Raw genomic sequence first — 23,444 nt, 5'->3', positions numbered from 1 at the left:
TGGCCATGCTTCACACACCGGGGTGGCGATGGCTATTATTCTCGGCTTCGTGCGCGGGGCTATTCCGTCCGGGTATCGCCGTTACGTCGCCATCGGGGACAGTCAGACCGAGGGCTTGTGGGACGGCGACGACGTCGTGGGTCTCCTCGGATTCGCCGACCGGCTCGCCGTCTTGCTCGATTCGCTCTACCCCGGCCTGCACTACGCGAACCTGGCGATCCGCGGCAAGCGGATCGCCGACGTCCTGTACGAGCAGGTCCCGCGGGCGCTGGCGATGCAGCCGGACCTGATCACCGTGTGCGCCGGGATGAACGACGTCATCCAGCCGGGGCGCTCGTTCGGCCCCGCCCTGGCCGACCTCGAATACGTCTACGCCGCGCTGTCCCGATCGGGCGCGACGGTGGTGACGACGACCTTTCCCAACGTCGCGCAGTTCCTCCCCCTCGGGCGGCTGGTGTCGGGGCGCCTGGCCCGCATCAACGCCGCGATCACGGCGGCCGCCGACCGCTACGGGTTCGGGCTGGTCGACCTGTACAACGCGCCGTCGATGCGCGAGCTGGACACCTGGGCGATCGACCGCGTGCACGCCTCCACCAAGGGGCACATGCTGTTCGCCGCCGCGGCCGCCGAGGCCCTGAATCTGCCTGGCAGCAACCACGATTGGGCGCACGCCAGCCCCGACGCCAAGCGGCGGTCGGTCGGCGCCGGCGCTTACGAACAGCTGCGCTGGACGCAGGACAGTTTCTTCCCGTGGATCTGGCGGCGGCTGCGCGGCCTGTCCTCGGCCGACGGTCGGGAACCCAAACGGCCGCGGCTGGAGAGCCTCAGCGCGCCGAGCCGACCGGCCGACGCGAACCGGAGGGTTTAGGGCGCGTATCGGCGGGCCGTCAGGCATCCTGGACGCATGGATGTGGAGGCTTTGCTGCACGCGATCCCGCCGCTCGCGGTCTACCTGGTGGTCGGCGGCGTGGTCGGGCTGGAGAGCCTGGGCATCCCCCTTCCCGGCGAGATCATCCTGGTCAGCGCCGCGCTGATGTCGTCGCATGACGACCTGCCGGTCAACCCCGTCGGTGTCGGCGTCGCGGCGGTGATCGGCGCCGTGGTCGGCGACTCGATCGGCTATGCGATCGGACGCCGGTTCGGCATGCCGCTCTTCGACCGCCTCGGCCGGCGGTTCCCCAAACATTTCGGTCCCGGACACGTCGCGTTGGCCGAAAAGTTGTTCAACCGCTGGGGAGTTCGGGCGGTCTTCTTCGGCCGCTTCATCGCGCTGCTGCGCATATTCGCCGGACCGCTGGCCGGGGCCCTGAAGATGCATTACCCGCGCTTCCTGACGGCCAACGTCTCGGGCGCCATCTGCTGGGCCGGCGGCACCACCGCGCTGGTGTATTACGCCGGGATGGCCGCCGAGCGCTGGATGGAGCGGTTCTCCTGGATCGCGCTCGTCATCGCCATCGTGTTCGGGCTGATCGCCGCCTTCGCGCTGCGCGAGCGCACCTCGCGGGCCATCGCCGAACTCGAGGCCGAGCACTACCGCAAGGCCGAGAACACCGCGGCCGACGCCGCGTGACACCGGCGGCTAACTGGCCGCCTCGCCGACATCCTCCGGTGCGACCGGCCGGTGCTCTTCGATGAGGGCGACGGCCATCCTGCGGGCACGCAAGGCCGCGTCCCGGTCGCCGACGGCCGCCAGCACGATGGCACCCTTCATCAGGATGTGCCAGGACGACGCGAAGTCCTCGACGTCGGTCAGCCCCGCCGCGACGGCGCGGTGACGCACAATGTCGCGGACGTGCTCGATGTGGGTGACGCAGGCCCGTCCCGCGGGTGAATCGGGCCCGAGCTCGAGCAGCACGTTGATGAACGAGCAGCCTTCGTAGCCGTTGCGCAGCCGGATCCATTCGTGCATGACGTCGAAGATCGCGAGCAACTGTTCCTCGGGCGTCTCGCCGCGCTGCCGGGACTGTTCCTCGATCAGCCCGTGCGTCCACAGCTCCTCGCGCCGCTGCAGCACGGCCAGCACCAGGTCGTTCTTGGTGGCGAAGTGACGGTACAGCGTGGCCTTGGCGACCCCGGCCTTCTCGATGACCTCTTCGGTGCCGACAGCACGGATCCCGCGCCGGCTGAACAGGTCATATGCCGCGGTCAAGATGCGTTCACGAGCCGACGCCGCGGGCCTTCCGAGGTCGGAAGCTGTCATAACAACCCACAACATACTCTTAGCCGAGACAGGTAGACAGACTGACCTGTCTTGTTATAGAAATGAGATTCGCACTTCCGCGAAGAGTCTGTCTTCAGAGGGCAGGACGGGCATCCATCGCAGCGTCGTAGACGCCGGTCGATTAGGAGTCCACGATGTGCTCGGCCATTGCAGAACCTATGACAACTACCCACTTGATGCTGAGCACGAAGCTGGTATACGAGCTGGGCGATCCGAACAGCACGCTGCGCGCGACGGCCGATCGCAGCGGCCCGGCGGTGCTCATCTACGCGGGCGGGGAGATCGACGCCTGCAATGAACACACCTGGCGCCAGCTGGTCTCCGAGGTGGCCGGCATCGTCATCGCTCCCGGCTCCCTCGTGGTCGACGTCACCGGGCTCGAGTTCATGGCCTGCTGCGCCTTCGCGGTGCTGGCCGACGAGGCGAAGCGCTGCAAGGAGCGCGGCATCGAATTGCGTCTGGTGAGCCGCGAACCGATCGTCGCCCGCATCGTCGACGCGTGCGGTCTGTCCGCGCTGCTGCCCATCTACCCGACCGCCGATTCCGCCCTGGCGTCCGCGGCCCGTTGGTGACGGGGCGGCCCAGCCCCTGATCGCCCTCCCCCTGCCGGATGAGCGACCCGCCCACCTTCGGCGCGGAGGAGGAATTCCTCCTCGTCGACCCGCGCACCGGTGAACCCGCTCCGCGCAACGTTGACGTGGCCGCCGAGGCGGCGCGCCGCGGCGTCGAGCTGCAGCTGGAACTGAGCAGCTGCCAGGTGGAAACGACCTCCCGCGTCGTGGCCACCAGCTGCGAACTCGGCGAGGAACTGTCGCGGCTCCGGCGAACGGCGGCGCAGGCGACCGAGGCGGTGGGTCTTCAGCTGCTCGCCGCCGGGCTGCCGCCCGCCACGCCGCACGAGTTCCCCGTCACCGACACGCCCCGCTACCGGCGCATCGGCGCCGAGTACGGCATGGTCGCCCACGAGCAGGGCATCTGCGGATGCCATGTGCACGTTGCGGTTCCCGACCGCGCGGCCGCCGTCGCGGTCAGCAACTGGCTGCGGCCCTGGCTGCCGTCTTTGCTTGCGCTGTCGGCGAATTCGGCGGTGTATCGCTGCGCCGACAGCGGCTACGCGAGCTGGCGCAGCGTGCTGTGGCGGCGCTGGCCGGTGGCCGGGCCGCCGCCCTTCTTCCCGTCGCCCGACGACTACGACCGCACGGTGCGGATGTTGATCGACAGTGAAGTGATCCTGGACCAGAAGATGGTCTATTGGGACGTGCGTCCGTCGGAGAATTTCCCGACGATCGAGGTGCGGGTGGCCGACGTGCCGGCGACGGTCGCGGAGACGGTGCTGCTGGCCACCCTGGTCAGGGCGGCGGTGATGACGGCGCTCGAAGCCGGTGAGCCCGGGCGGCTTCCGCCGGCGGCGCTGCGCGCGGCGTACTGGAAGGCCGCCCACGACGGGCTCGCCGGGCGCGCGCTCGATCTCATTCACGGCCGCGGGGCGGTGCCGGCGCGCGAGCAGCTGGGCGCGCTGGTGCGACGCGTGCGGCCGGCGCTGGAGTCGCTCGGTGAATATGACCGCGTCGTGGCCGAACTCGACCGTGTCGCCGAGCAGGGCAACGGGGCGATGCGCCAGCTGCGGGCCTGGCGTCAGCGGGGCGAGGTGATGGACGTGATCACGGAAGCGGCCGTCGCCACGTTGAGCTGAACGCTTCGTGCGGCAACCCTTTTCCGTCAGGCGACGGCGACCAGTCGATACAGCCCGATCAGGCCAACCACCACGATGGTGGCGCGCAGCGCGTTGCCCGACAGCCGGCGCCCGTAGCGGGCCCCGACCAGTCCCCCGACCAGTGAGCCGGCCGCGATCAGCCCCGCGGCCGGCCAGCTGATCCGGTCGAAGGCCACCAACGTATAGGCCACCGCCGCAACCACATTCACCACCAGCGTCATGAGGTTTTTGGCGGCGTTCATCCGCTGCACCGACTCGGGCAGCAGCGCACCCATCAGGCCGACCAGCAGGATGCCCTGCGCCGCGGTGAAGTAGCCGCCGTAGACGCCGACGGCGAACGTGCCGAGCACCAGGACGGCCATCCGGGCGGGCGTGATGTGCTCGGCCGAACGGCCCGCGGCCTCGGCCCGCCGGCTCGTCCAGGCCTGGATCCGCGGCCCGGCGACCACCAGGATCAGCGCCAGTACCAACAGCACCGGCACCACCTCGGCGAAGACCTTCTCCGGCAGGTGCAGCAGCAGGAACGCGCCCAGCACCGCACCGGCCAGCGACGCCGGGAGCTGCCAGCGCAGCCGGTCCCACTGGCCACGCAGCTCGGCACGGTAACCCCAGGTGCCCGACACGCTGCCGGCGACCAGACCGGTCGCATTGGACATGGTGGCCGTGACCGGCGGGAAGCCGAGGGCGACCAGCGTCGGAAACGTGATCAGGGTGCCGGACCCGACGAGCGCGTTGATGGCGCCGGCGCCGAACCCGGCCAAGCAGATCAGAAGCATGTGGGAAGGCGACACTGAAGAAAAACCCTAGCCTGCCGCCGGTTTCGGCTCGCGGGCGACCGGCGGGCCGAGCTTGTGGTCAGGCGGGCGGTGCTTCGGCCCCGCGGTCGACGCCCGTGCGCAGCTTCACCGACGCCGAATACGCCAGCGTCCGGAACCGCAGGACCGGATCGTCGGAGGGCTCGATGCCGTCGGTCACCCGCATCGGGTCGAACACCACGATGTCGCCGCCGTGTTCGCGCTCGGTCTCCAGGCCGGTGATCTCCAGGGTGCCGACGGTCGCGATCTGCGTGCTCTGCCAGGGCGCCGACGGATCGACCGTGGAGTCGGTGGGCCCCCCGATCTGCACCCGATAGTCGAATCGCACCGGCCCACTCGCCAGGCGCGCGTTCAGCTCGTCGGTGAGAAAGTCCGGACCTTCGCCCTGGGCGGCCGACGCCGACAGGTAATTCTCCGCGGCGGCCGGAACAATGTGGTAGCGAACGAATCTGGCGCTGCCGTCGGCCGCGACCCAGCGGAACGCGTGCAAGCCGTGGTACTCGATGGTGGCATAGCTGGCCGGGATCTTGTTCGCGTCGCGCAGCACCGGCAGCGCGCCGAGTAGCCGGGGGTGGGTGAGGAAGTGCTTGGCCATGCGCAGCGGCGTGGTCAGGCCGGGCCGCATCGCCTTGAGCAGATCCACGAATCCGTCCGGTGTGCTCGAGACGAACAGGCGCGCGGTCTGCGTCACGACGTCGGTGGTGGAGCCGTCGGGCAGGGTGAACTTGACCGCCATCCCGCGGATTCCCGGCACGTTGTCGCGTTGGTTCGGATTGCCGGCGCCATTGGAGAGGCGGATCAGCGCCGGGACCGTCGAGCCGTCGAGATGCTTTGCGCGCGTGAGCATCGCCGCATCGGGGGTCGCGGTGAACGTGCCGCGGTAGAGCGTGCCCTTGGCGTGCAGCGCGCGGCAACCCGGCTGCGCACCGCCGGTGCCCCGGATCGCCTCGATCGCCTCGTCGGGAGTGACCATGCGCGAATCTTAAGGCGCTAGGCGGGAAAGCCGAAGAGTTTGACCACACCGTGGTCGCGGCCGGCGGTGTAGCCGCCGTCGACGGCGATGGCCTGGCCGCTGACGAACGAGGCGTCGGGCGACAGCAGGAACGCCGCCATGGCCGCGACCTCCTCCGGCCGGCCCAGCCGTTGCAGGGCGTGCTCGGCGGTGATCGATTGCAGCGGGCCCTCCATGCCGGGCAGACCGAAGACGCTCTGCGCCATCGGCGTTTCGATGAAGCCGGGACAGATCGCGTTGGCCCGGATGCCGCTGGGCCCGTAGTCGAGCGCGATGTTCTTGGTGAGCAGCACGACGCCGCCCTTGGCCGCGTTGTACGAGCTGCCGCCCGCGGTGCCCTCCAGGCCCTCGACGCTGGCGACGGTCACCAGCGAACCGCGTTCGCCATCCACGCGGGGTTGCTCGATCATCCGCGCCAACGCCGCCTTGGCCACCAGGAACGTGCCGGTGAGGTTGATCCCGATCACCCGCTCCCATTCGGCCCGGTCGAGCAGGTGGACCGGGCCGCCCCCGGCGACCCCGGCGGCGTGCAGGACGCCGTCGAGGCGATCGGGCACGGCGGCCAGCACCGCGGCGACCGCAGCCTCGTCGCTAACGTCCGCGTTCACGAACGTGAACCGCGGCCCGAGGTCGGGCGCGGCGGCCAGGTCGGCGCCGACGACCGTGCCCCCCTCGGCCAGCAGGCGCCTGGCGGTCGCCAGGCCGATTCCGGATGCGGCGCCCGTCACGACGAACGTGCGTGAGCCGGCACGGGCAGGGTTCGCCATGGCAGTCATGTTGGCACACCGGTCCGCTCGCGCGAGGGCAAACCCCCGCGCGGCGCTAATCCCGGCTTTCCTTGATAAGGAAGAGCTATCAGCAAATAGCGGCCCAATCTTGGACATCGCCGGCCTGCGGGGAGATCGTAGAACCAGCGGGCGAACCCACCGTTTGCCCCCGGATCAGGAGCGAGCGCATGTGTTCGTCGATACTCGGGCCGCTAGGTCCCCAGCGGGTCGCCACCGCTGTGGCCGTGGCCACCGCAATAACGGCGACGATCGTCCTGATCACCACCGCCGCACCGCCCGCGGTGCGGCTCGCATCGGCCGAGCCGATCGCCGTTGCCGAAGGCGTCTCGATCACTCCGGCGCCCGGGTGGGCGCTCGGGCACCGTGGTCCGAATTGGGTGGCGCTCGGCAACGCCGACGGCAGCGCGCAGCTGCGAGTGGCGGTCAAGCAGGCTGGCAGTACCGATATCGGCGCGGTCCTGCAGGACGACATGAACCAGTACGCATCCGCGTCCGGGCTGGGCAATCTGAGGAACCTGGCCGCGCCCGATATTCAACCGCTCGAAAGCGCCAACTTTCAGCAACAGGCCTCGGTGAATTACACCGCGGACGTGCCGACAGCAGAGGGACCGATTCCCGTCCTCGGCACCTTCACCGAGTTGCTGAACACGTCCAACCAACGGTCGGTCTTCATCGATTTCAGAGAAAACAACAACGCGACTCCGCAGGCCGTCGACGACGGCGGGATGATGATCCGGTCGATGGAGTGAACGCTGAGGCTCGCTGAAACATGAACGGGCGCAGCATCAGCCGAGATTCTCCTCTCTGCCCGGCACCGACGCGTCGAACGCGTTCAGCGTGACGCCGACCATCGAGAAACATCCCACCAGAAAGGCGATCTCGGCGACGCCCTCCGCGCCGAAAGCCTGGCGCGCTGCCTGGTACGTCGTCTCCGGAAGCGGGCCACCCCGGTTCAGCGCGGCCGCCATGTCGTAGGCCGCACCCTCGTCGTCGTCGAGGTCGTGGGGGCGTTCGCCCGCGGCGATCGTCGCGATCTTGCGCTCGGCCAGACCCGCTCGCCTGGCGAAGTGCTCGTGGCCATAGATCTCGTAGCGGGCGCCGAGTTTTGCGGCGGTCACCAGGATCACCAACTGATGGATGGTGTCGGGCAGCACCCTGTGTTCCCAGAGCGCCTTGTTGAACGCCCAGGCCGGCTTTCCGAACTGCGGAAAATGCAGCCAGCCGTTGAAGGGGCCGATCAGGGCGCCGTCCTCGCGCCGCGCGACGAGGCCGCCGAAGTTGCGTTCGATCACCACCGCCATGTCGTCATAGAGACACTTCTGCTCCGGGGTCAGGCTGGGCGGTGGCAACAGCGGCAGACGCGTCGTCTCGGGCATAGCCTGATCGTGCGCCGACGCCGGTGCGCGCGCCAGGACTTGTTGGTGACCACTGGTAGGCGGAGGCTCCCAGTCAAACGGAGGGCCGACGTGGCGTGCGCGGACGTGACCGCGTATCACATAGTGGAGCAAATCGAACTCGGAGGGGTTTCATGCCACCAGCCGACACCACGGCGAACACGACCGAGACACTGGCCGGATTCGTCGACCGGCACGCACAGCAGCGGCCCGACGCCGTCGCGGTCCGCTACGGCGAACGGCACTGGTCCTGGGCCGAGTGGGCCGCGCGGATCCGTCGCGTGGCCGGGGCGCTGCGCGCCGCCGGTGTGCAGCGGGGGCAGTGCGTGGCGTTTCTGGACAAGAACCACCCCGCCTGCCTCGAGGTGCTGTTCGCCGCCGCGTCGATCGGAGCGGTGACGACGATCGTCAACTGGCGCGTCATCGGCGACGAACTCGTGCACGTGCTCGACGACAGCGGGGCGCGGCTGCTGTTCGTCGGCGCCGAGCTGCAGTCGGCGGCCGAGGCGGCCGCCGCACGGGTGCCGGGCGTTGAACGCATCGTCGTGGTGGCCGACGAGTACGAATCCCTGCTCGCCGCGGCGGCGCCCACCGAGGGCGACGCCGGCGTCGACGAGAGCGAGACCGCGCTGGTGATCTACAGCTCGGGCACCACGGGGCGACCCAAGGGCGTGCTGCTGAGCCAGCGCGCGCTGGTCAATCACGCGGCGAACCTGGCGCCGGCCTTCCCGTTCGGCGACGGGGACGCGAACCTGGTGGCCATGCCTCTTTTCCATGTCGGCGGAATCGGCTACGCGCTCTTCGGAATTCGTGCCGGTGTCCCGACCATCATGACCCGCGAACCCGACGCCGCCGCCCTGATCGGCGCAGTGCGGGCCGGCGCCACCCATGCGTTCTTCGTCCCGCCGGTGATCGCCCGGTTCCTCGATGCCGGTGAAGCGGCCCACGCCACGGTCGCGGGCCTGCGCTACATCGTGTACGGGGCGGCACCCATGCCGCTGCCCCTGCTGCACCGGGCGCTGTCCACCTGGCCCGACACGCGCTTCGTTCAGGTGTACGGGCAGACGGAACTGTGCGGCGCGGTCACCGCGCTCAGCGACGCCGACCATCGCGACCCCGCCCGCCCGCACCTGCAGCTGGCGGCCGGAAAGGCGGTGCTGGGCACCGAGATCCGAGTGGTCGATCCCGAAACGGGTGTCGAGGTGCCCGCCGGGGAGCCCGGCGAGATCTGGGTGCGCAGCAATCAGAACATGAGCGGCTATCTGAATCGGCCGGAGGCGACCGCCGAGACGATCACCGGCGACGACTGGGTGCGCACGGGTGACGTGGGGCGCCTGGACGCCGACGGCTACGTCTACATCGAGGACCGGCTCAAGGACCTGATCATCACCGGCGGGGAGAACGTGTACGGCCCCGAGGTGGAAAGCGTGCTCATCGAGCACCCCGCCATCGCCGACGCCGCGGTGATCGGGGTGCCCGACGACTTCTGGGGCGAATCGGTCAAGGCGATCGTGGTGGCTTCCGGCGAGGTCGACGCGGAAGACGTCATCGAGTTCTGCCGCCGGCACCTCGCCGGCTACAAATGCCCGCGAACCGTGGAGTTCGTGGAGGCGCTGCCCCGTAACGCGAGCGGAAAGATCCTCAAAACCCAGCTGCGCGAACCGTACTGGCGCGACCGGACCCGAGCGGTATGAGCGCGCTGGTGGACGCGCACCGGCGCGACTGCGCGATCAGCGTGCTGGGCGGCCCGACCACGGTGGTGGACATCGCGGGCCACCGGCTGGTGATGGATCCGACGTTCGACCCGCCCGGCGTGCACGCCTACCTGACCAAGCTGACCGGGCCCGCGGTGCACCCCGAGGCGCTCGGCCGGGTGGACGCGGTGTTGATCAGCCACGACCAGCATCCCGACAACCTCGACGACGACGGCCGCCGGATGGCCCTGGCCGCCCCGCTGGTGCTCACCCACCCCGGCGCGGCGGGCCGGCTGGGACCGCCGGCGGTGGGGGTGGCACCCTGGCAGACCCACGAACTGTCCGGATCGCTTGACGTGCAAGCCGTTCCGGCCGTGCACGGCCCGGCCGACGGACAGCGCGACGAAGGCGGCCACGTCAACTGCGAGGTGACCGGCTTCGTGCTGTCCGGGCCCGGCCTGCCCACCGTGTACCTCAGCGGCGACAACGCCTCGATCGCGGCGGTCAAGGACGTCGCCGACCGGGCGGGCGTCATCGACGTCGCGGTGCTGTTCGCGGGGGCGGCCAGCGTGCCGGCCAAAGAACGCGGGCGACCGCTGACCCTGACCGCGGCCCGCGCGGCGGCCGCCGCCGAGATCCTGGGCGCCCGCATGGTGATCCCGGCCCACGTCGATGGCTGGGCCCACTTCACCGAGGGTGTCGACGAGTTCGCCGCGGCGTTCGATCAGGCCGGGATCGGCGAGCGGTTACGGGTCGCGCCGCACGGGGAGTGGATCGACCTGTGGTGATCTAGAGCCGCCCGTCGACCCGCAGGCCCGGGTGCACCCAATCGGGCGAGCGGCGCTCCTTGAACGCGCGGAAGCCCTCGCGCGCCTCGGCGTCACTCAGGCTGCTGGTCATGCCGATGCGGTCGTAGAGGCCCAGATAGCTGTCGATGCTGGACTTGATCACGCCGCGGGCGCGCGGCGCGGTGCGACAGCATTGCGCCAGTAAGTCTTTCGCCTCGGTGAGTAGGTGGTCGTGCGCTACCACGCGGGTGACCAGGCCCCAGTCCAGCGCCTCGGCCGCAGTGAGCACGCGTCCGGTGAACATCAGGTCGCGGGTGCGCACCGGCCCGATGACGCGGGTGAGCATCTGGCTGTAATAGGTGTCGGCGTAGCCGCGGAACAGTTCGGGCACCCGGAAGGTGGCCCACTCGCTGACGACCGCCAGGTCGCTGCACAGCGCGATCTGGAACCCGCCGCCCTGGCACAGGCCGTTGACCGCGGACACGATGGGTTTCGCGGAGGTGCGCACCGCGTCGAACGGGGTGACGTCCATGCCCAGCGCGCCGCCGAAGGTGATCCAGTTGTCCGTGGCTCCCCCGCCGCCCATGTCGCCGCCGGGCGCGAAGACGTCCCCGGTCCCGGTGAGCAGCAGCCCGGCCAGGTCCGGGTCCTCGTTGACACGGCCCACGGCGTACCGGATTCCGAAGTACATCGCGGGCGTCAGGGCGTTACGCGCCTCGGGGCGGTCGATGGTGCACACCGCGATCGACCCCTGGCGTTCGAAGGTCAGATAGGGGGTGCCGAGCCAGTCGCCCTCCGGAGGCCGGGGCGTGCTCCGCGATGTCGGGGGGATCTGCGCCACGGGACTCCTCGTGTGTCGGTCGCTACTGTCGCTCTTACAGTAGCCCCGCCGGCCGGTCAGGCATACGGCAGCGTCGCCGTGGCGCTGGTGGTCGCCGCGTCGTCGAGCAACGTCGCGAGCGCGCCCTGCAGCGTGGCCGTGGCTTGCACCACCGGCCGTTCGCAGTATCTGCAGGTCGCCTTGAACTGCGGCTGGTCATCCTCGTCCGGCCAGAACCGGCGCGGCCCCGCCTGCGCGCCGGGGTCGTAGGCGACTGCCTGATGAGGGGCGTCCTTGAGCAGCCTGCCCACCGGATGGCCTTGCGGGCATTCGAGTTTGAGGATGCCGATGCCTTCTTGGTTTCCTGCCATCTCCACCGTCCTCGTCGGGATAGGTTGCCTACCGATTGTCACCCGCTGGTCCGCCCGCGGCGTCCCGGGGGTTCATTGCAGAATCTCGGGCACTCGACCGACAAGCGGCTCGGGAAGTGGGATGCTCGTGTCAGGCGAAGGATTGGGGGCGATATGCCAGCCGCCATGGCGGACACCGAACTCGTTGAGGACGCGGTGCGGTCAGCATGCCGCGCGCCGTCCCTGCATAACAGCCAACCCTGGCTGTGGATGGCCGGCCGCGGTCAGCTGCAGCTCTTTCTCGATCCAAGCCGGGCGATGGTCTCCGATCGGTCCGGCCGGGAGGCGCTGATCAGCTGTGGCGCGGCGCTCGACCACCTTCGAGTGGCGCTCGCCGCAGCGGGGCGGCAAGCCCGGATCTCCCGGCTCCCCGATCCGAAGGATCCCAACCATCTGGCAGCCATCGACTTCACCCCGGTGGGAAACGTCACCGACATGGAACGGCGGCGCGCCGGCGCGATCTGGGCACGCCGAACCGACCGATTGCCATTCATCGCACCGATGAACTTCGAAGCCCTGGAGCAGTCGCTGCGCGGTGCCATCGACAACGATGCGGTGCATCTGGACGTGATGGCCAACGACGTACGCGACAGGCTGGCGCGGGCCTCGTGGATGGCCGAGTCGCTGCGCCTGTATGACGCCGCCTACCACAATGAGCTGCATTGGTGGACAACGCCGTTCGAGGGAACAGAAGGCGTTCCGTACAGCGCTCTGGTCTCGCCGGCCGAGAGCGAGCGCGTCGACATCGCGCGGACGTTCCCGATGACGCATAACCGGGAACGGCGGACCGAGATCCCCGAAGACGAGTCGACGATTGTGATGCTGTCCACCGACGGCGACACTCGACTTGACGCGCTGTTGTCCGGCGAAGCACTTTCGGCGCTGTTACTGGAATGCACGACGGCGAACCTGGCGACGTGCCCGGTAACCCACGTGACCGAGCTCAAAGTCACGCGCGAGATGATCGCCGAACTCGTGGAAGAGGGCAGGAGGCCGCAGGTTCTGGTCCGGGTGGGCGTGGCGCCTCCGGCGGCCGAACCACCGAGGTTTACGCCTCGTCGGCCGCTCAGCGAGGTTTTGCGGTTCGCAGGTTGAACGCGGTCCGCCCGATCCACTACGTTCAGCGCGACGGCCGCGCCAGAATGAGGATCGCTTGTTCGGACAGCTCGCGTGCCGCAGCGGTGGTTTCGGCGCAGGCCAGCAATTGAACGCCCCGCCCGGCCTCGATCTCGACCGGGCTCAAAAGGATGATGCCCTGTCGCCCGCTTCCCGGTTTGAAGAGCAGACCATCAAGATCACGAACAGCATCGCCGAACGGCCGCGGCGGTTGACTCTCTCCAACGCGTTGTGCGACTACGACTTTCGCGTGGATAGGATCCCGGCTCAATCGGTTCACGATGGTCATCGGAATGGAGACACCGCCCCAGCGACCGTTGCACTCGATCCAATGTAAGGACGCGGATTCGAAGCTCTGCCCTACCAGTAGCGCGTCGAGACTGCATCGGCCGAAGTATCCGAGCAGTTGCAACACCGCCGCCAGCCGCATCGCCTCATTGGCCAGTTGGTTTCGCCAGCGCTGCGGAAGCTCCGCCGGCGCTGACCCCACAAACGTCCCCTCGCTACCCAGCAATTGCTGCTCGAACAGGCCCTCGATGAGAGGCAGGCCATCGCCGATAGCGGGGATCCACAACTGGATGGAAGGACTGCTCAACGTCGGCGCCTCCCATAACCCGACAAGCAGCGGATAAACGTCGTACCAGCCGAGCGCGTGCAGGGTGTCGACAATGTATTCCTTGATGTCAGACAGCGAAGCCTCAGCCACTCGATTTGCCGCAACACTCACATTCCCGGCCCCACCCGCGCTGTAGGGCACCTTGACTACCACTCGCGCCGCCGATCGGGCGAGCGCGCGAATGCGATTTGCCAGCGCGGCTGGACCATAAGCGGCGCACGTCGGAGGCAAGGCATTCTCACCAAGCACCTCGCTGATCAATGTTGCGAACCAGAGCTTGTCGTTCACGCACCGCGTGAGCCGTGGGGGCGGGCTCGCAACGTGAACGGCAACGTTCGCCGCCTCAGCGACGGCTGCGCCGAGTTGCCATGTGCTGCCCATGCCGATATGCGGGACGATGGTCAGACTGCCCTTGCGCATCGTCGCTTCCACGATTCGCTCGAACGCCTCGCCATCGAGTCGACAACGCACCGCCAGTGGGAGCAAAGGGCTGCCATCCCCGGAGGGCAAATTGAGGCTGACGACCGGTCCGGTCCCGAGGACATGCGAGCGGTAATGCTCGAAATCGGGGTGGGGCGCACCACCGAAAGCAACCAGGTCACCCCGCCGAGCGAGAAGTGAGAGCCGATATTCGTAAGTCGGGGCCTTCTGCGCTGTGGAAAGGCCGATTTCTCGCGTGTCACCGATGACCAGCCACGGGCCCGCCGCCAGACCCGGCCGCACACGGTCTCCAAACGCACTGGTTGCCGCCAGCGCCCCATCCTTCGCGGCTATCTTCTGCGCTACCACCTGGACATGACGCAACTCGAGCTCGCCCAGCGTTGCGGCGATCCGCGGGACCAACGGAAGTAGCTGCGTGTCCATTGCCGGTTCTGAGTCTACCCGCCGCGATTTGTTCGCATTCCGGTATCGTCTGCGCTATGGCTGCCGAAAGCCTTGGGAGCCAGCAATTTACAGTGGCTCACTGTGAAATCTGAAATCCTCGGTCACCCGATACACAGAACGTTCCGGGACCTGGCTCCACTGCTCATGGCTGATCGGTTCGGAGGCGACGACCACCGCTCGGTAGAGCCGATCGGTGTGATGGCGAATATGCGGGAAGCCGCAGATCTCGCAATCGTGCACGCCTTCACGCTGGACGTAGTAGAGCGTACGTCCGATGCGGCTGCCGACCATTTGTTCGCCGTCCGTCAGGATGACGTTGAGACCAATCGCTGCGGTCGGCTCGATTTCGCCGCACCACTGTGCGATCTGACGGATCCCTTGGCGTAGCACCTCCAGCAGTGGAAGGTCCGGCGAACGCGCTTGCAGAGTGCGCAGGTAGTGGAAGAAATGTTCGCTGTCCGTGTCACCGCGGATCGCGTCGCGTCGCTCTTCCGGCAAAAGCTCGAGCAGCCGGGGGCGCAGCCGGTCGAAGCCGGGAACCGTGCCGTTATGGATGAAAGACCAAGGGCCATCGACGAAGGGATGGGTGTTTTCGATCTTCGGAGCACCAACCGTTGCGCGGCGCACGTGGGCGAGCACCTGCTGTGAGAAGATTCGCGAGGCCGCCCGTCGGAAATGCTCTCCTTGATAGGCAGCCCAGGCTTGCCGCTCGACACGCGGGCAATGATCTTCATAGGTCGCAATACCCCAGCCATGTGCGTTCCCTCGGCCGGTCACGTCTTCGCGGCTCTGCACCATCAGCGCGTTTTGCGCATAGACGAGTGTGCACTCCACCTTCGTGGGCTCATTCGCGCGAAAACCGTACAGGCGACACATTCTTGTGATTGCCTTTCCCGAGCGCAACTATACTGTCGCCGATGTCGATGAAGAAGTTTGTTCGATGACAAACGCTTGGGGCCCATCGGATCTGGCCGATGCTTTCAAGGAGGACCATGCTGTCCTCGGCCGCGGCCTGCACGAGGTCTCCGAACACCTCAGGGCGGGCGACGATGGGGCGGCCAAGGCCCGTGGCGAGCGCCTCGACCGCGAAGCGGGCGCGCACATCGCCTTCGAGGAGCAATTCTTTTATCCGGCCTTGCGTCGCATGCTCAGCGATGCAGAGGTCGACGATCTTTACAAAGAGCACCGCGAAGGCCTGTCGGTCATCAAGGCCCTCGCGGAATTGCCAGAAGGCGCGGAGTTGACCGAAACCGACCGTCAGAGCCTGCTGCGAGCCTCCGAGTCAACCGAGGTCCACGTTGCCGAATGTGGCGAATTGTTCGGCGTCATGGGGCGCATTCCACTCGAGGAGCAGAAGGCGCTCTATCGCGAACTTGTCGCCTTGCGAGAAAGGGCGCCGCGCTGGACCGACTTCGCAGCGCGAGGAAGAAGTAGGTAACTCACGGCGCGTTCTGCCGTTAACCGAGGCCGGCGTCGGTGAGCAGCCGCGACAATCCGTGTTCGGTGCACAGGGCGCGCACCGCCGCGATGTCGTCGCGCGCGTCGGCGGCGCATCCCGCCGCGGTGAGTGTTTCGACGAACAGCAGGCGGGCCTGCAGGGCGGCCATTGGGCGGGCGGCCGGGTCGATTCCGGCCAGTAGGGCGCCGGCGCGTCGGCACGCCTCGTCCCGGTCGTCGCTGGCGTGGCTGCGCGAGAGCAGTCGGATGCCCGAGGCGGCGTCGAGCTCGGCGGTGAGGATGGCGATGCCGTCGCCGCCGCGGGGAATGTCGCCGTCGGCCCGCAGCCGGTCGGCCTCGGTGGGGTCGATGGGTAGCCCCAGCCTGACCCGCTCGTGGGTGATGGCGGCGGCCAGGCGCGGCAGCCGCAGCTTGTCGGCCACCGCCATGCCCGCGTCGAGGCGGTCCACCGCCGCCTCGCGATCGCCCTGCGCGGCTTTGATTTTCGCGCCGACGACGTAGCGTGCCACCAGGTAGTCGACCCCGCCCCCTTCGGGGCCCAGATGATAACTCTCCTCGAGCAGCTCGGCGGCCTCGTCCAATTCGCCGGTTTCGTAGAGCATTTCGCCGAGCACCGCGCCGGCGATCCGCGCCGCATACGAGTGCGGGCCCACCGCGGTGCCGGTCTCGAAGGCTTCGCGGAACCTGCGCAACGCGAGCGGGATGTCGAGCTGCTGGCGGGCGGCGATGCCCGCCCAGCTGCGGGCGTAGACGGCGCCGGTCGCGCCGACCTGCTCGTTGAAGGGCTCCGCCCACTCCAGGAGTTGTTGCGCGGCGGGGAGGTCGAAGCGCTGGATCGCCGCGAACGCCAGCGTGGTGGCGGCGGCCTGCGGCAGCACGGGACGCAGTTCGTGCGCCCGCGACATCACCTCGGCCAGCATCTCCTCGAGGCCTTCGGTGCGGTCGGCGTAGATCTCGGCCACCGCCCGCACCACGCTGGCTTCCAGGGTCAGATCCGCGCGGCGCGCCTCCGGAAGGTCGGACTTGGCGATGGCGGCGGCGAAGCGGTCGAGCGCCACCTCGGTGGCCTGGGCGCGGTGCAGCAGGATGTTGGCCCACGACATCGCCAGTTGCAGCAGCGGTCTGGTGGTCACGAGCTGCGGGGGCAGCTTCTCGACCAGGCCGAGGAAGGTCGTCATGCGGGACTGGTTGATCAGGGACCTCGTCTCGATGTCCTCGACCAGGTCCACCGCCCGGGCGGTCTCCCCCGCCGCCAGGGCGTGGTCGACGGCCTCGCTGATGTGGCCGCGCTCAGCGAACCACGCCGACGCGGCGCGGTGCAGGTCGTGGAGGCGGCCGGGGTCGTCGCGTTCGAGGCGGCGCCGGAGGAATCCGGCGAACATCTGGTGGTAGCGAAACCACTGCGGGTCATGGTCGATGTGGCGCAGGAACAGGCCGCGGCGCTCGACCTCTTCCAGCATGGCGTGTCCGCCGTCGACGCCGGCCAACACCGATGCCAGCTCACCGCAGATGCGTTCGGTGATCGAGGTCGCCATCATGAAGTCCACCAGTTGCGGGTCGAGGATGTCGAGGACGTTCTCGGCCAGGAATTCGCCGACCTCCTCGCTTTCGCCCGACATCCGACTCACCAAGGCGCCGGGATCGCCGCCGCCGCGCAGCGACAGCTTGGCCATCTGCAGGCCGGCGACCCAACCGTCCGTCGATGCGGTCAGGGCCGCCACGTCGCTGCCCGCCAACTGCAGCCCGACGGTCTCGTTGAGCAGCGACCGCGCCTCGTCGGCATCGAATCGCAGTTTCTCGCAATCGATTTCGATCAGCTCATCGCGAAGTCGTAACTTACTCAACGGCAATCCGGCGCGCGACCAGCTGGTGACGATGATCTGCAGGTGATCGCAACCGTGGTCGATCAAAAATCGCAGGGCGTCGATGGTTTGGGCGTCCGAGACCCGCTGCCAGTCGTCGATGACCAGCGTCACGGGTTCGCCGGCCTCGTCGATCGCGTCGATCAGCGAGGTCAACACGTAGCGGGTCGCCTCGTCACCGCGCTGCTCGATGATCTGCTCCAGCGGTTCGGCGAGCGCGGGACGCACCCGCCGGATGGCCGCGAGCAGGTGGGCCAGGAACCAGACCACGTTGTTGTCGTCGTCGTCGACGGTCAGCCAGGCCACCGTCACGCCGGAGGCGGTCAGTTCCGCGCGCCACTGGGCCACCAGGGTGGTCTTGCCGTATCCCGACGGCGCGTACAGCAGGATCAGCCGCCGCCGCCCGGCCGCGCGCAGCAGCGCCATCAACCGGTCGCGCGGGACCAGCGACTGAATCGATGCGGGGGGACGGTATTTCGTCGACGGCGCCGGGGGCGTCGTGGTGGCCTCGCGCCGATGATCCGACGATCCGGCCGGCGGCGAGCCCGCACGCTTGAGCTCGACCGGCACCACCATGTCGTCGACCGGGAGGTGGTGCCGGCGCTGGACCTCGCGCAGCTGCTCACCGTATTCCAGAGCCGACGCCGGCCGGCGCGACGGATCGCGAGTCATGGCGGTTTCGATGACGGCGATGACGTCCTCGGGCACGCGCTGCCTGGCCAGCATCTCGGGGATGGGCCGACCCATGGGCGGGTGGCCGGTCAGCGCGCAGAACAGCGTCGCGCCCAGTGAGTAGACGTCGGATCCGGTTGTGGGAGTCGCGCCTTCGAGGAGTTCGGGGGCGATGAACGCCGGCGAACCGATGACCACACCCGAGCGGGTCTCGAAGCCGCCGGCGATGCGGGCCAGCCCGAAGTCGGTCAGCTGCGGTTCCCCGTAGTCGGTCAGCAGGACGTTGCCGGGCTTCACGTCGCGGTGCAGGATGCCGGCCCGGTGCGCGGCCTCCAGCGCGCCGGCGAGCTTGACGCCGATGCTGAGCGCCTGGCGCCAGTCCAGGGGCCCGTGGCCGCTGACCTGCCCCCACAGCGACCCCGTGCCGTGGTAGGGCATCACGATGAACGGCCGGCCGCCGCGGGTGGTGCCGACCTGCAGGACGGTGACGATGTGCGGGTGTCCGGAGAGCCGGCCCATCGCGCGCTGCTCGCGCAGGAACCGGTCCAGGTTTTCGGGGTCGAGGTCGTTGGTCAGGACCTTGACGGCCACCATGCGGTCCAGCTCAGGCTGCGCGCAACGGTAGACGACCCCGAATCCGCCGCGTCCGATCTGCTCGACGCCCGCGAAGTCGAGTTCCGCGGCGACCCCGGCGATCAGATCCTGCTGGATCGCCTCTGCATCCACGTCGGCCATCGACGGTCACTGTCCTCGCGCGTAAAGAGGGTGGCCAACCCACCGGTCGTGTCACCATAGCGCGGAATGACCTGGGGCGATGGCGGTAATTTTTCGGGGGTCGTAGGGCGGAGCGATGATGAAGAGCGCCGCCGACAGGCCGGTTTGCGCAAAGCCGTATCCCGTGAACAAGGCGTAGCAGCAGTCACGAGGCGCTTAGAGCTTGGCACTGATCGGAGTGATCGGAGTGGAGCTTCATACCAGGTTCACTTGATCCGGTGATCCGACATAAAACCGGACACGGAGCTTGCACCCCGATGCTGGGCATCGGAATACCTGCTCTCCGGGAATCCCAACGTTGCTCATCTACGGACAAACAGCAGGCGAGAACGTTCCTTGAGGGGTCAGACTCACACTCTGACGTAGCGCGCAGCAACTTGGCTGGCCCGGCGTTTCGAGTTGGGATTTGAGAGCTTCCTGGCGGCGAGCTAGGGACTTTCGACACTAGGTGCATCGGGCCGTTTACGCGTTGGCTTTGCATAAGTATCGCGGCCGGTCTGCGTCGCAGCCGCCCACGGTCCTGAGGAGATCAGGGATGAACATCACGGACAGTTTCGCCGTAGCCGCCACCTTCGCCGCTATCACGGTGGCGGTTGGGTGTGCCGGCGGGAAGGGCGGCGGCCACAGCGCAACGCCGGCGGCACCAACGGGGACAACCACGGTGACAACCACAGCGCCACCTCCGCCTCCACCCACGATGGCGCGCACCAGCATCGACTCGCTGATCCTGGCGCCGGACACCGTCGGCGATATCGTCGGGACGAAATTCGACTATGTCGCCAAGCCTCCGCCGGGCTTTCTCTCCCCTCCGAAACCCGTTGCCGTCGTCGAGGGTAACCCCGAGTGCGGGGCGCTATACGGGCCGAACACCGACTCGTTTGGCGATTACACCGCATACCGGGGCAATTCTTATGAGCACGACATGACGCACCCTCCCCTGGTCAATCAGGACGTTGCGATGGTCGCCGACGCGAAAACAGCGATGCAGTTGCTGGACACCGCTTTCGCCAAGCCATTGAATTCCTGCGACAATGTTGTCACCAAGAATTCTTTCAATATGTACACGAAATGGCAAAAGATCGACGTCACCGCTACGGATGTGCGTTGGACGGCAACAGGATTGAAGAACGGTCAGGTCGTCGGTTCGGTCTGCGCCAAAGAGGCCAGGGCAAAGAACAATGTGGTCATCTATGCGCAGGTTTGCGAAGAGGGCAACGGCGCTCCGACGGCCCTAGCGACAATCGTGGACAAGATATCGGAGAAGATACCCGGGTAGGCCCGGCAGACAAGATATTCCGTAGGAGAGAGCCGCTGCCCTGCAACATTGGTCGCAGCGGCTGTGCATGATCCAGCGGGCTCGGTCGACGGTCAATCCGGTATCGAACCATGCGGCGACGACCCGCAATCGGGGACGCCAATTGGCGGATCTATCAAGAGAAGGACCGTGCCGCCCATCCCCGCGTCTACTCGCCCGCTTCAGGCAAGCCGCAGGAGTCGTGCCACCAATTTCCTGACCTTTTCCCCGACCGCGCAAAGCACTCACTCGACAAACACGACGAACTGCTCCAAGCAACCGCCGACCGCGACGTCCCAGCGTGCCCATTCCAGTGCCGAACGTCACGCGCTGCAAGCCGATCGGACCGTGCTCGTGCAGTTCAGAAGGGTGGTCCCGGCTGGGATCGAACCAGCGACCTTCCGCGTGTGAAGCGGACGCTCTCCCACTGAGCCACGGGACCGGCGCCAAGAGGCGAACGACGTCGAAGACTAGCACGAGCCTGGCCTCGACAGTACCGGCCCATATCCCCCTTCAGGGCCCTGCGTTAGCCTGGACACGGCTCGTACCGAGAAATTTGTATGTGCCCGCTCACGTGGACTATCGTCGTGCTTCGCACCGGACGACGATCTCGTCCGAGGCGCGCGGATGTAGCGCAGTTGGTAGCGCATCACCTTGCCAAGGTGAGGGTCGCGGGTTCGAATCCCGTCATCCGCTCGAAGGTGCAAGTGGCATCAATCCAGCGGTGGAGTGGCCGAGTGGTGAGGCAACGGCCTGCAAAGCCGTGCACACGGGTTCGATTCCCGTCTCCACCTCCAGCTTTTTGAACCCGGCGCGATTAGCTCAGCGGGAGAGCGCTTCCCTGACACGGAAGAGGTCACTGGTTCAATCCCAGTATCGCGCACCAGAGTTTCTGCAGATGAGAGCCGGTATCTAGGCAGACTTACCAGTGGTCATGCAATAGTCATGCAATAGCCACCCTCCGGGTAACTCGACCCGCGAGAGGAATCGTCATGGCCGCAAACTCCCCCACCCCCGACAACGCACGACGTCGCACGTTCCGTTTCCTGCCGACTACGAGTGGCTGATGCGCGCGATAGTCACGGGCGCGCTGGTTCCCGAAAATGCGGCGCAGGCCCGCCAGCTCGGCAAGGCGCTGATCGCGGCTGCCGATGAGCTGAACGACGTTGACGGGGCATCGAAATGACCAGCGATGCGCAGCTTTTGCACGCCACGCTTTGTTTTCTCGCCGACCGGATGGGCGCCGATCACCCGGATTTGTGGATGGCGCGTGCGGTTCTTTCGGCGACTGGCGGACCCCGGCCTACACAGGCCGGGGTGAGTGCCCTCTGCCGTGTGGCAGACGAGCAGCGACGCTTTGAGGAATTAGCGAGGGCCGATCTGGCCCTTCTCTAAAGCGCTGACCCCAGAGGCCACGTGGTAGAGGGCGGGCCGAGCGCCTGGCCGCGCTCATTTCAGTTGCGTGACGGGATGCGGCGACGTGAATCGTTCTGCACGACTGTGCCGTCGGGCGTCGCTACTTCAATCCATTCGTACTCGTTCAACTGACGGGCTTTCCGCCCTGGCTCGGTAATGGTTAGAAGCCAAGCTTCGTTGATGTTCACGCTGCTGTCCGCCGAGAAATGGGCTACCTCGCCATTGACACGTCTGACGCGTATCTCAGCTGGCCCGAACGGCTTCTTCTCGATCATTGCCCGGTTGTCGCACTCACCACCGACACCATGCATGGGGCGTGAATCGGCGAGTCGCGCGACAAGTTGCGCAGGTCGATCAGAATTCAAACTCACCAGAGTAGGGCGGGCCAGGCCGACAGCGCGACATTTACGGTTACTCGGCGTTTCTTACCGGGGTATGTCGGTGCGCTGGTCTACGTTCGAACCGGCATCCCTTTGGGCGCCCCCGGACGGGGAAGTCCGGGTCCAAGTATCTCGGAGGTAAGAGAGATGGCAACAGGTAGTAAAGATGCGAGCAAGGCCGGCAAGTTGCTCAGCAACCCGAAGACGCCGAAGGCGGTGAAGAGCGTTGCCGCCAGCGACTTAGCCCAGACGCCCAGGAAGAGAGGCAAGTAACCTGACCGGCAGAAACGGCCCTCAGTGGGAAATTCTGGGGGCCGTTTTCCCGTGAGCGAAGCGTCCGAGAACACATCGGCCGCGCAGCCCGAGCCGTCGCGCAACTGGTATCAGCGGGCAGTGTCGTGGTGCTCGACCAACGCGACTTGGCTAGTCCCAGTATCCGCGGTCCTGGCGCTGATCTTGATCCTGATCGTCGTGAAGCAGACCGTCGAACTCCACGGGCAATACACACAAACCAACTGGGGCAACGTAGCTGAAGCGTTTGGCGCAGCCGGCACGCTGCTCGCGGTCGTGGTTGCCTTGTGGCAATCGCTGGTCATCCGCCGCCAGGCCGAGCAGGCACGGATCGATGCGGCCGAGCAATTCGAGAGAGAGCTAAAGTCGGCACGCGATTTGCACGCCGCGGAGATGAAAGCCGCCGACGATCGACACAAGGCCGAGCTAGACGCCCAGCGTGAGATCGCCCGAGTCCAGCGCCTCAGTCTGCGTGAGCAGGAGTTCAAGCTTGCCCTCATCAGGGTGTCGCGAGCCGCCAACGCCTACGCGCACGAACTGGCAACCCTGGTCGCGGAGACGCCGCGCATCCTAAGTGGAACCAGTCGACAGGATCGCGACGATGTGCTCAAACCGATTAGCAAGCAGCTCGCCGTGCTCGCAAGTGATCTCTCCGCGGAAATCTCAGGTGCACACATGCTCACCAATAACAACCAGCTACACGACGCCCTGGACCGAGTTACCGCGGCCGCGCTGAATGGCCCAAGAGCTGAGAGTGACTTCCGGAACACCGCCGTCATGGCGGGCCAGCAGCCTAACGAAGCCCCCATCTTCATGGTGATGGAAGAGTTGCAACGAATTATCGGAGACGCACGCCGTCTCGCCGGGACACTGCTCGTCACTGGATTTGACTAACATTTCACGCAGTACACCCGGTAGGAACCCGGTCGGCTAGCTGTGCCGCCGGCTCGGGCACGGCTCTGGTGGCGCGTCAGGACAGTCGCGGCGTCGCCGCTCCCAGCGCTGCACGCGGATCGGCCACAAC

Annotated in this window: 22 protein-coding genes and 4 tRNA genes; 14 read left to right on the top strand and 12 right to left on the bottom strand. The window is 67.3% G+C overall.

All coding sequences use genetic code 11. From position 1 onward, the window contains the following. Positions 1-49 precede the first annotated feature (49 nt). A complete protein-coding gene (locus A5692_RS20380; RefSeq protein WP_156766190.1) occupies positions 50-868 on the top strand; it encodes an SGNH/GDSL hydrolase family protein in 819 nt (272 codons plus the stop codon). Between the two features lie 36 nt (positions 869-904). Next, positions 905-1,570, top strand: coding sequence for a DedA family protein (locus A5692_RS20375; RefSeq protein WP_067927199.1), 666 nt, complete (start codon positions 905-907; stop codon positions 1,568-1,570). A gap of 9 nt (positions 1,571-1,579) precedes the next feature. On the opposite strand, the gene A5692_RS20370 is transcribed toward A5692_RS20375, so the two are convergent. Beyond that, on the bottom strand, positions 1,580-2,200 hold the full coding sequence (locus A5692_RS20370) for a TetR/AcrR family transcriptional regulator (RefSeq protein WP_068059073.1): 621 nt from the start codon (positions 2,198-2,200) through the stop codon (positions 1,580-1,582). Positions 2,201-2,355: 155 nt separating this feature from the next. Between A5692_RS20370 and A5692_RS20365 the strand changes: the two genes are divergently transcribed. Both A5692_RS20365 and A5692_RS20360 read left to right on the top strand, forming a co-directional pair. After that, entirely contained in the window at positions 2,356-2,793 is a 438-nt protein-coding gene (locus A5692_RS20365) for an anti-sigma factor antagonist (protein WP_068059071.1), read from the top strand. Positions 2,794-2,831: 38 nt separating this feature from the next. Then, a complete protein-coding gene (locus tag A5692_RS20360; RefSeq protein WP_068059070.1) occupies positions 2,832-3,914 on the top strand; it encodes a glutamate--cysteine ligase in 1,083 nt (360 codons plus the stop codon). A gap of 26 nt (positions 3,915-3,940) precedes the next feature. On the opposite strand, the gene A5692_RS20355 is transcribed toward A5692_RS20360, so the two are convergent. The 3 genes from A5692_RS20355 to A5692_RS20345 all read right to left on the bottom strand — a co-directional run bounded on the left by A5692_RS20355 (position 3,941) and on the right by A5692_RS20345 (position 6,538). Next, entirely contained in the window at positions 3,941-4,726 is a 786-nt protein-coding gene (locus A5692_RS20355) for a sulfite exporter TauE/SafE family protein (protein WP_082962920.1), read from the bottom strand. Between the two features lie 64 nt (positions 4,727-4,790). Then, entirely contained in the window at positions 4,791-5,723 is a 933-nt protein-coding gene (locus tag A5692_RS20350) for a catalase family peroxidase (protein ID WP_068059066.1), read from the bottom strand. 17 nt (positions 5,724-5,740) lie between these two features. Further along, the gene (locus A5692_RS20345; RefSeq protein WP_197514515.1) at positions 5,741-6,538 is read right to left on the bottom strand and encodes an SDR family NAD(P)-dependent oxidoreductase; all 798 of its coding nucleotides are present in this window, start codon (positions 6,536-6,538) and stop codon (positions 5,741-5,743) included. Positions 6,539-6,831: 293 nt separating this feature from the next. On the opposite strand from A5692_RS20345, the gene A5692_RS20340 reads away from it, so the two are divergent. After that, complete coding sequence (locus A5692_RS20340; RefSeq protein ID WP_156766189.1) at positions 6,832-7,299, top strand: hypothetical protein; 468 nt, start codon at positions 6,832-6,834, stop codon at positions 7,297-7,299. Between the two features lie 36 nt (positions 7,300-7,335). Here A5692_RS20340 and A5692_RS20335 read toward each other — a convergent pair whose 3' ends face one another. Next, the gene (locus A5692_RS20335) at positions 7,336-7,926 is read right to left on the bottom strand and encodes a carboxymuconolactone decarboxylase family protein (protein ID WP_068059064.1); all 591 of its coding nucleotides are present in this window, start codon (positions 7,924-7,926) and stop codon (positions 7,336-7,338) included. 152 nt (positions 7,927-8,078) lie between these two features. Here A5692_RS20335 and A5692_RS20330 point away from each other — a divergent pair, with 152 nt between their 5' ends. Both A5692_RS20330 and A5692_RS20325 read left to right on the top strand, forming a co-directional pair. After that, positions 8,079-9,638 (top strand): long-chain-fatty-acid--CoA ligase, encoded by a 1,560-nt coding sequence (locus A5692_RS20330; RefSeq protein WP_068059062.1) that lies wholly within the window; start codon positions 8,079-8,081, stop codon positions 9,636-9,638. 8 nt (positions 9,639-9,646) lie between these two features. Then, positions 9,647-10,426 carry an MBL fold metallo-hydrolase gene (locus tag A5692_RS20325; RefSeq protein ID WP_068059112.1) on the top strand — a complete coding sequence of 260 codons (780 nt, stop codon included), beginning with the start codon at positions 9,647-9,649 and terminating at the stop codon, positions 10,424-10,426. Position 10,427: 1 nt separating this feature from the next. Here the strand turns inward: A5692_RS20325 and A5692_RS20320 are convergent, their stop codons facing one another. Together A5692_RS20320 and A5692_RS20315 are read right to left on the bottom strand one after the other, a co-directional pair. Next, positions 10,428-11,267, bottom strand: coding sequence for an enoyl-CoA hydratase/isomerase family protein (locus A5692_RS20320; RefSeq protein WP_068059060.1), 840 nt, complete (start codon positions 11,265-11,267; stop codon positions 10,428-10,430). A gap of 56 nt (positions 11,268-11,323) precedes the next feature. After that, positions 11,324-11,617 carry a hypothetical protein gene (locus A5692_RS20315; RefSeq protein ID WP_068059058.1) on the bottom strand — a complete coding sequence of 98 codons (294 nt, stop codon included), beginning with the start codon at positions 11,615-11,617 and terminating at the stop codon, positions 11,324-11,326. Between the two features lie 153 nt (positions 11,618-11,770). Here A5692_RS20315 and A5692_RS20310 point away from each other — a divergent pair, with 153 nt between their 5' ends. Next, positions 11,771-12,751: an NAD(P)H nitroreductase gene (locus A5692_RS20310; protein ID WP_068059056.1), complete on the top strand. Its 981-nt coding sequence runs from the start codon at positions 11,771-11,773 to the stop codon at positions 12,749-12,751. A 25-nt stretch (positions 12,752-12,776) separates the two neighbouring features. Here A5692_RS20310 and A5692_RS20305 read toward each other — a convergent pair whose 3' ends face one another. Together A5692_RS20305 and A5692_RS20300 are read right to left on the bottom strand one after the other, a co-directional pair. Beyond that, on the bottom strand, positions 12,777-14,252 hold the full coding sequence (locus A5692_RS20305) for a hypothetical protein (protein ID WP_082962918.1): 1,476 nt from the start codon (positions 14,250-14,252) through the stop codon (positions 12,777-12,779). A gap of 87 nt (positions 14,253-14,339) precedes the next feature. Continuing rightward, entirely contained in the window at positions 14,340-15,149 is an 810-nt protein-coding gene (locus tag A5692_RS20300) for a class II glutamine amidotransferase (RefSeq protein WP_068059054.1), read from the bottom strand. A gap of 4 nt (positions 15,150-15,153) precedes the next feature. On the opposite strand from A5692_RS20300, the gene A5692_RS20295 reads away from it, so the two are divergent. Next, a complete protein-coding gene (locus A5692_RS20295) occupies positions 15,154-15,711 on the top strand; it encodes a hemerythrin domain-containing protein (RefSeq protein ID WP_156766183.1) in 558 nt (185 codons plus the stop codon). A 19-nt stretch (positions 15,712-15,730) separates the two neighbouring features. Here A5692_RS20295 and A5692_RS20290 read toward each other — a convergent pair whose 3' ends face one another. Next, positions 15,731-19,000, bottom strand: coding sequence for a serine/threonine-protein kinase (locus tag A5692_RS20290; RefSeq protein WP_068059050.1), 3,270 nt, complete (start codon positions 18,998-19,000; stop codon positions 15,731-15,733). Between the two features lie 574 nt (positions 19,001-19,574). Here A5692_RS20290 and A5692_RS20285 point away from each other — a divergent pair. Then, positions 19,575-20,315 carry a sensor domain-containing protein gene (locus tag A5692_RS20285; protein ID WP_082962916.1) on the top strand — a complete coding sequence of 247 codons (741 nt, stop codon included), beginning with the start codon at positions 19,575-19,577 and terminating at the stop codon, positions 20,313-20,315. Between the two features lie 388 nt (positions 20,316-20,703). On the opposite strand, the gene A5692_RS20280 is transcribed toward A5692_RS20285, so the two are convergent. Beyond that, positions 20,704-20,775: transfer RNA gene (locus tag A5692_RS20280), tRNA-Val, on the bottom strand. Between the two features lie 181 nt (positions 20,776-20,956). On the opposite strand from A5692_RS20280, the gene A5692_RS20275 reads away from it, so the two are divergent. The 3 genes from A5692_RS20275 to A5692_RS20265 all read left to right on the top strand — a co-directional run bounded on the left by A5692_RS20275 (position 20,957) and on the right by A5692_RS20265 (position 21,219). Beyond that, positions 20,957-21,029: transfer RNA gene (locus tag A5692_RS20275), tRNA-Gly, on the top strand. A gap of 27 nt (positions 21,030-21,056) precedes the next feature. Next, positions 21,057-21,130 (top strand) — tRNA-Cys (locus A5692_RS20270). 14 nt (positions 21,131-21,144) lie between these two features. Then, a tRNA-Val gene (locus A5692_RS20265) sits at positions 21,145-21,219 on the top strand. 568 nt (positions 21,220-21,787) lie between these two features. Here the strand turns inward: A5692_RS20265 and A5692_RS29200 are convergent. Beyond that, complete coding sequence (locus A5692_RS29200; protein ID WP_156766182.1) at positions 21,788-22,024, bottom strand: hypothetical protein; 237 nt, start codon at positions 22,022-22,024, stop codon at positions 21,788-21,790. A gap of 429 nt (positions 22,025-22,453) precedes the next feature. On the opposite strand from A5692_RS29200, the gene A5692_RS20255 reads away from it, so the two are divergent. Further along, positions 22,454-23,314 (top strand): hypothetical protein, encoded by an 861-nt coding sequence (locus tag A5692_RS20255; RefSeq protein ID WP_068059044.1) that lies wholly within the window; start codon positions 22,454-22,456, stop codon positions 23,312-23,314. Positions 23,315-23,444 lie beyond the last annotated feature (130 nt).

Source organism: Mycobacterium sp. E342 (assembly GCF_001667665.1).
Classification (GTDB): Bacteria; Actinomycetota; Actinomycetes; order Mycobacteriales; family Mycobacteriaceae; genus Mycobacterium.
Note: the sequence above shows the minus strand (reverse complement) of the source record. Positions and strands in the feature narration are given on the sequence as shown.

Coding starts and splice junctions, on each gene's coding strand:
- A5692_RS20290 (WP_068059050.1), bottom strand. CDS start 19,000: ATGGCCGACGTGGATGCAGAGGCGATCCAGCAGGATCTGATCGCCGGG.
- A5692_RS20365 (WP_068059071.1), top strand. CDS start 2,356: ATGTGCTCGGCCATTGCAGAACCTATGACAACTACCCACTTGATGCTG.
- A5692_RS20305 (WP_082962918.1), bottom strand. CDS start 14,252: ATGGACACGCAGCTACTTCCGTTGGTCCCGCGGATCGCCGCAACGCTG.
- A5692_RS20330 (WP_068059062.1), top strand. CDS start 8,079: ATGCCACCAGCCGACACCACGGCGAACACGACCGAGACACTGGCCGGA.
- A5692_RS20350 (WP_068059066.1), bottom strand. CDS start 5,723: ATGGTCACTCCCGACGAGGCGATCGAGGCGATCCGGGGCACCGGCGGT.
- A5692_RS20310 (WP_068059056.1), top strand. CDS start 11,771: ATGCCAGCCGCCATGGCGGACACCGAACTCGTTGAGGACGCGGTGCGG.
- A5692_RS20300 (WP_068059054.1), bottom strand. CDS start 15,149: ATGTGTCGCCTGTACGGTTTTCGCGCGAATGAGCCCACGAAGGTGGAG.
- A5692_RS20360 (WP_068059070.1), top strand. CDS start 2,832: ATGAGCGACCCGCCCACCTTCGGCGCGGAGGAGGAATTCCTCCTCGTC.
- A5692_RS20335 (WP_068059064.1), bottom strand. CDS start 7,926: ATGCCCGAGACGACGCGTCTGCCGCTGTTGCCACCGCCCAGCCTGACC.
- A5692_RS20315 (WP_068059058.1), bottom strand. CDS start 11,617: ATGGCAGGAAACCAAGAAGGCATCGGCATCCTCAAACTCGAATGCCCG.
- A5692_RS29200 (WP_156766182.1), bottom strand. CDS start 22,024: ATGATCGAGAAGAAGCCGTTCGGGCCAGCTGAGATACGCGTCAGACGT.
- A5692_RS20345 (WP_197514515.1), bottom strand. CDS start 6,538: ATGACTGCCATGGCGAACCCTGCCCGTGCCGGCTCACGCACGTTCGTC.
- A5692_RS20375 (WP_067927199.1), top strand. CDS start 905: ATGGATGTGGAGGCTTTGCTGCACGCGATCCCGCCGCTCGCGGTCTAC.
- A5692_RS20285 (WP_082962916.1), top strand. CDS start 19,575: ATGAACATCACGGACAGTTTCGCCGTAGCCGCCACCTTCGCCGCTATC.
- A5692_RS20370 (WP_068059073.1), bottom strand. CDS start 2,200: ATGACAGCTTCCGACCTCGGAAGGCCCGCGGCGTCGGCTCGTGAACGC.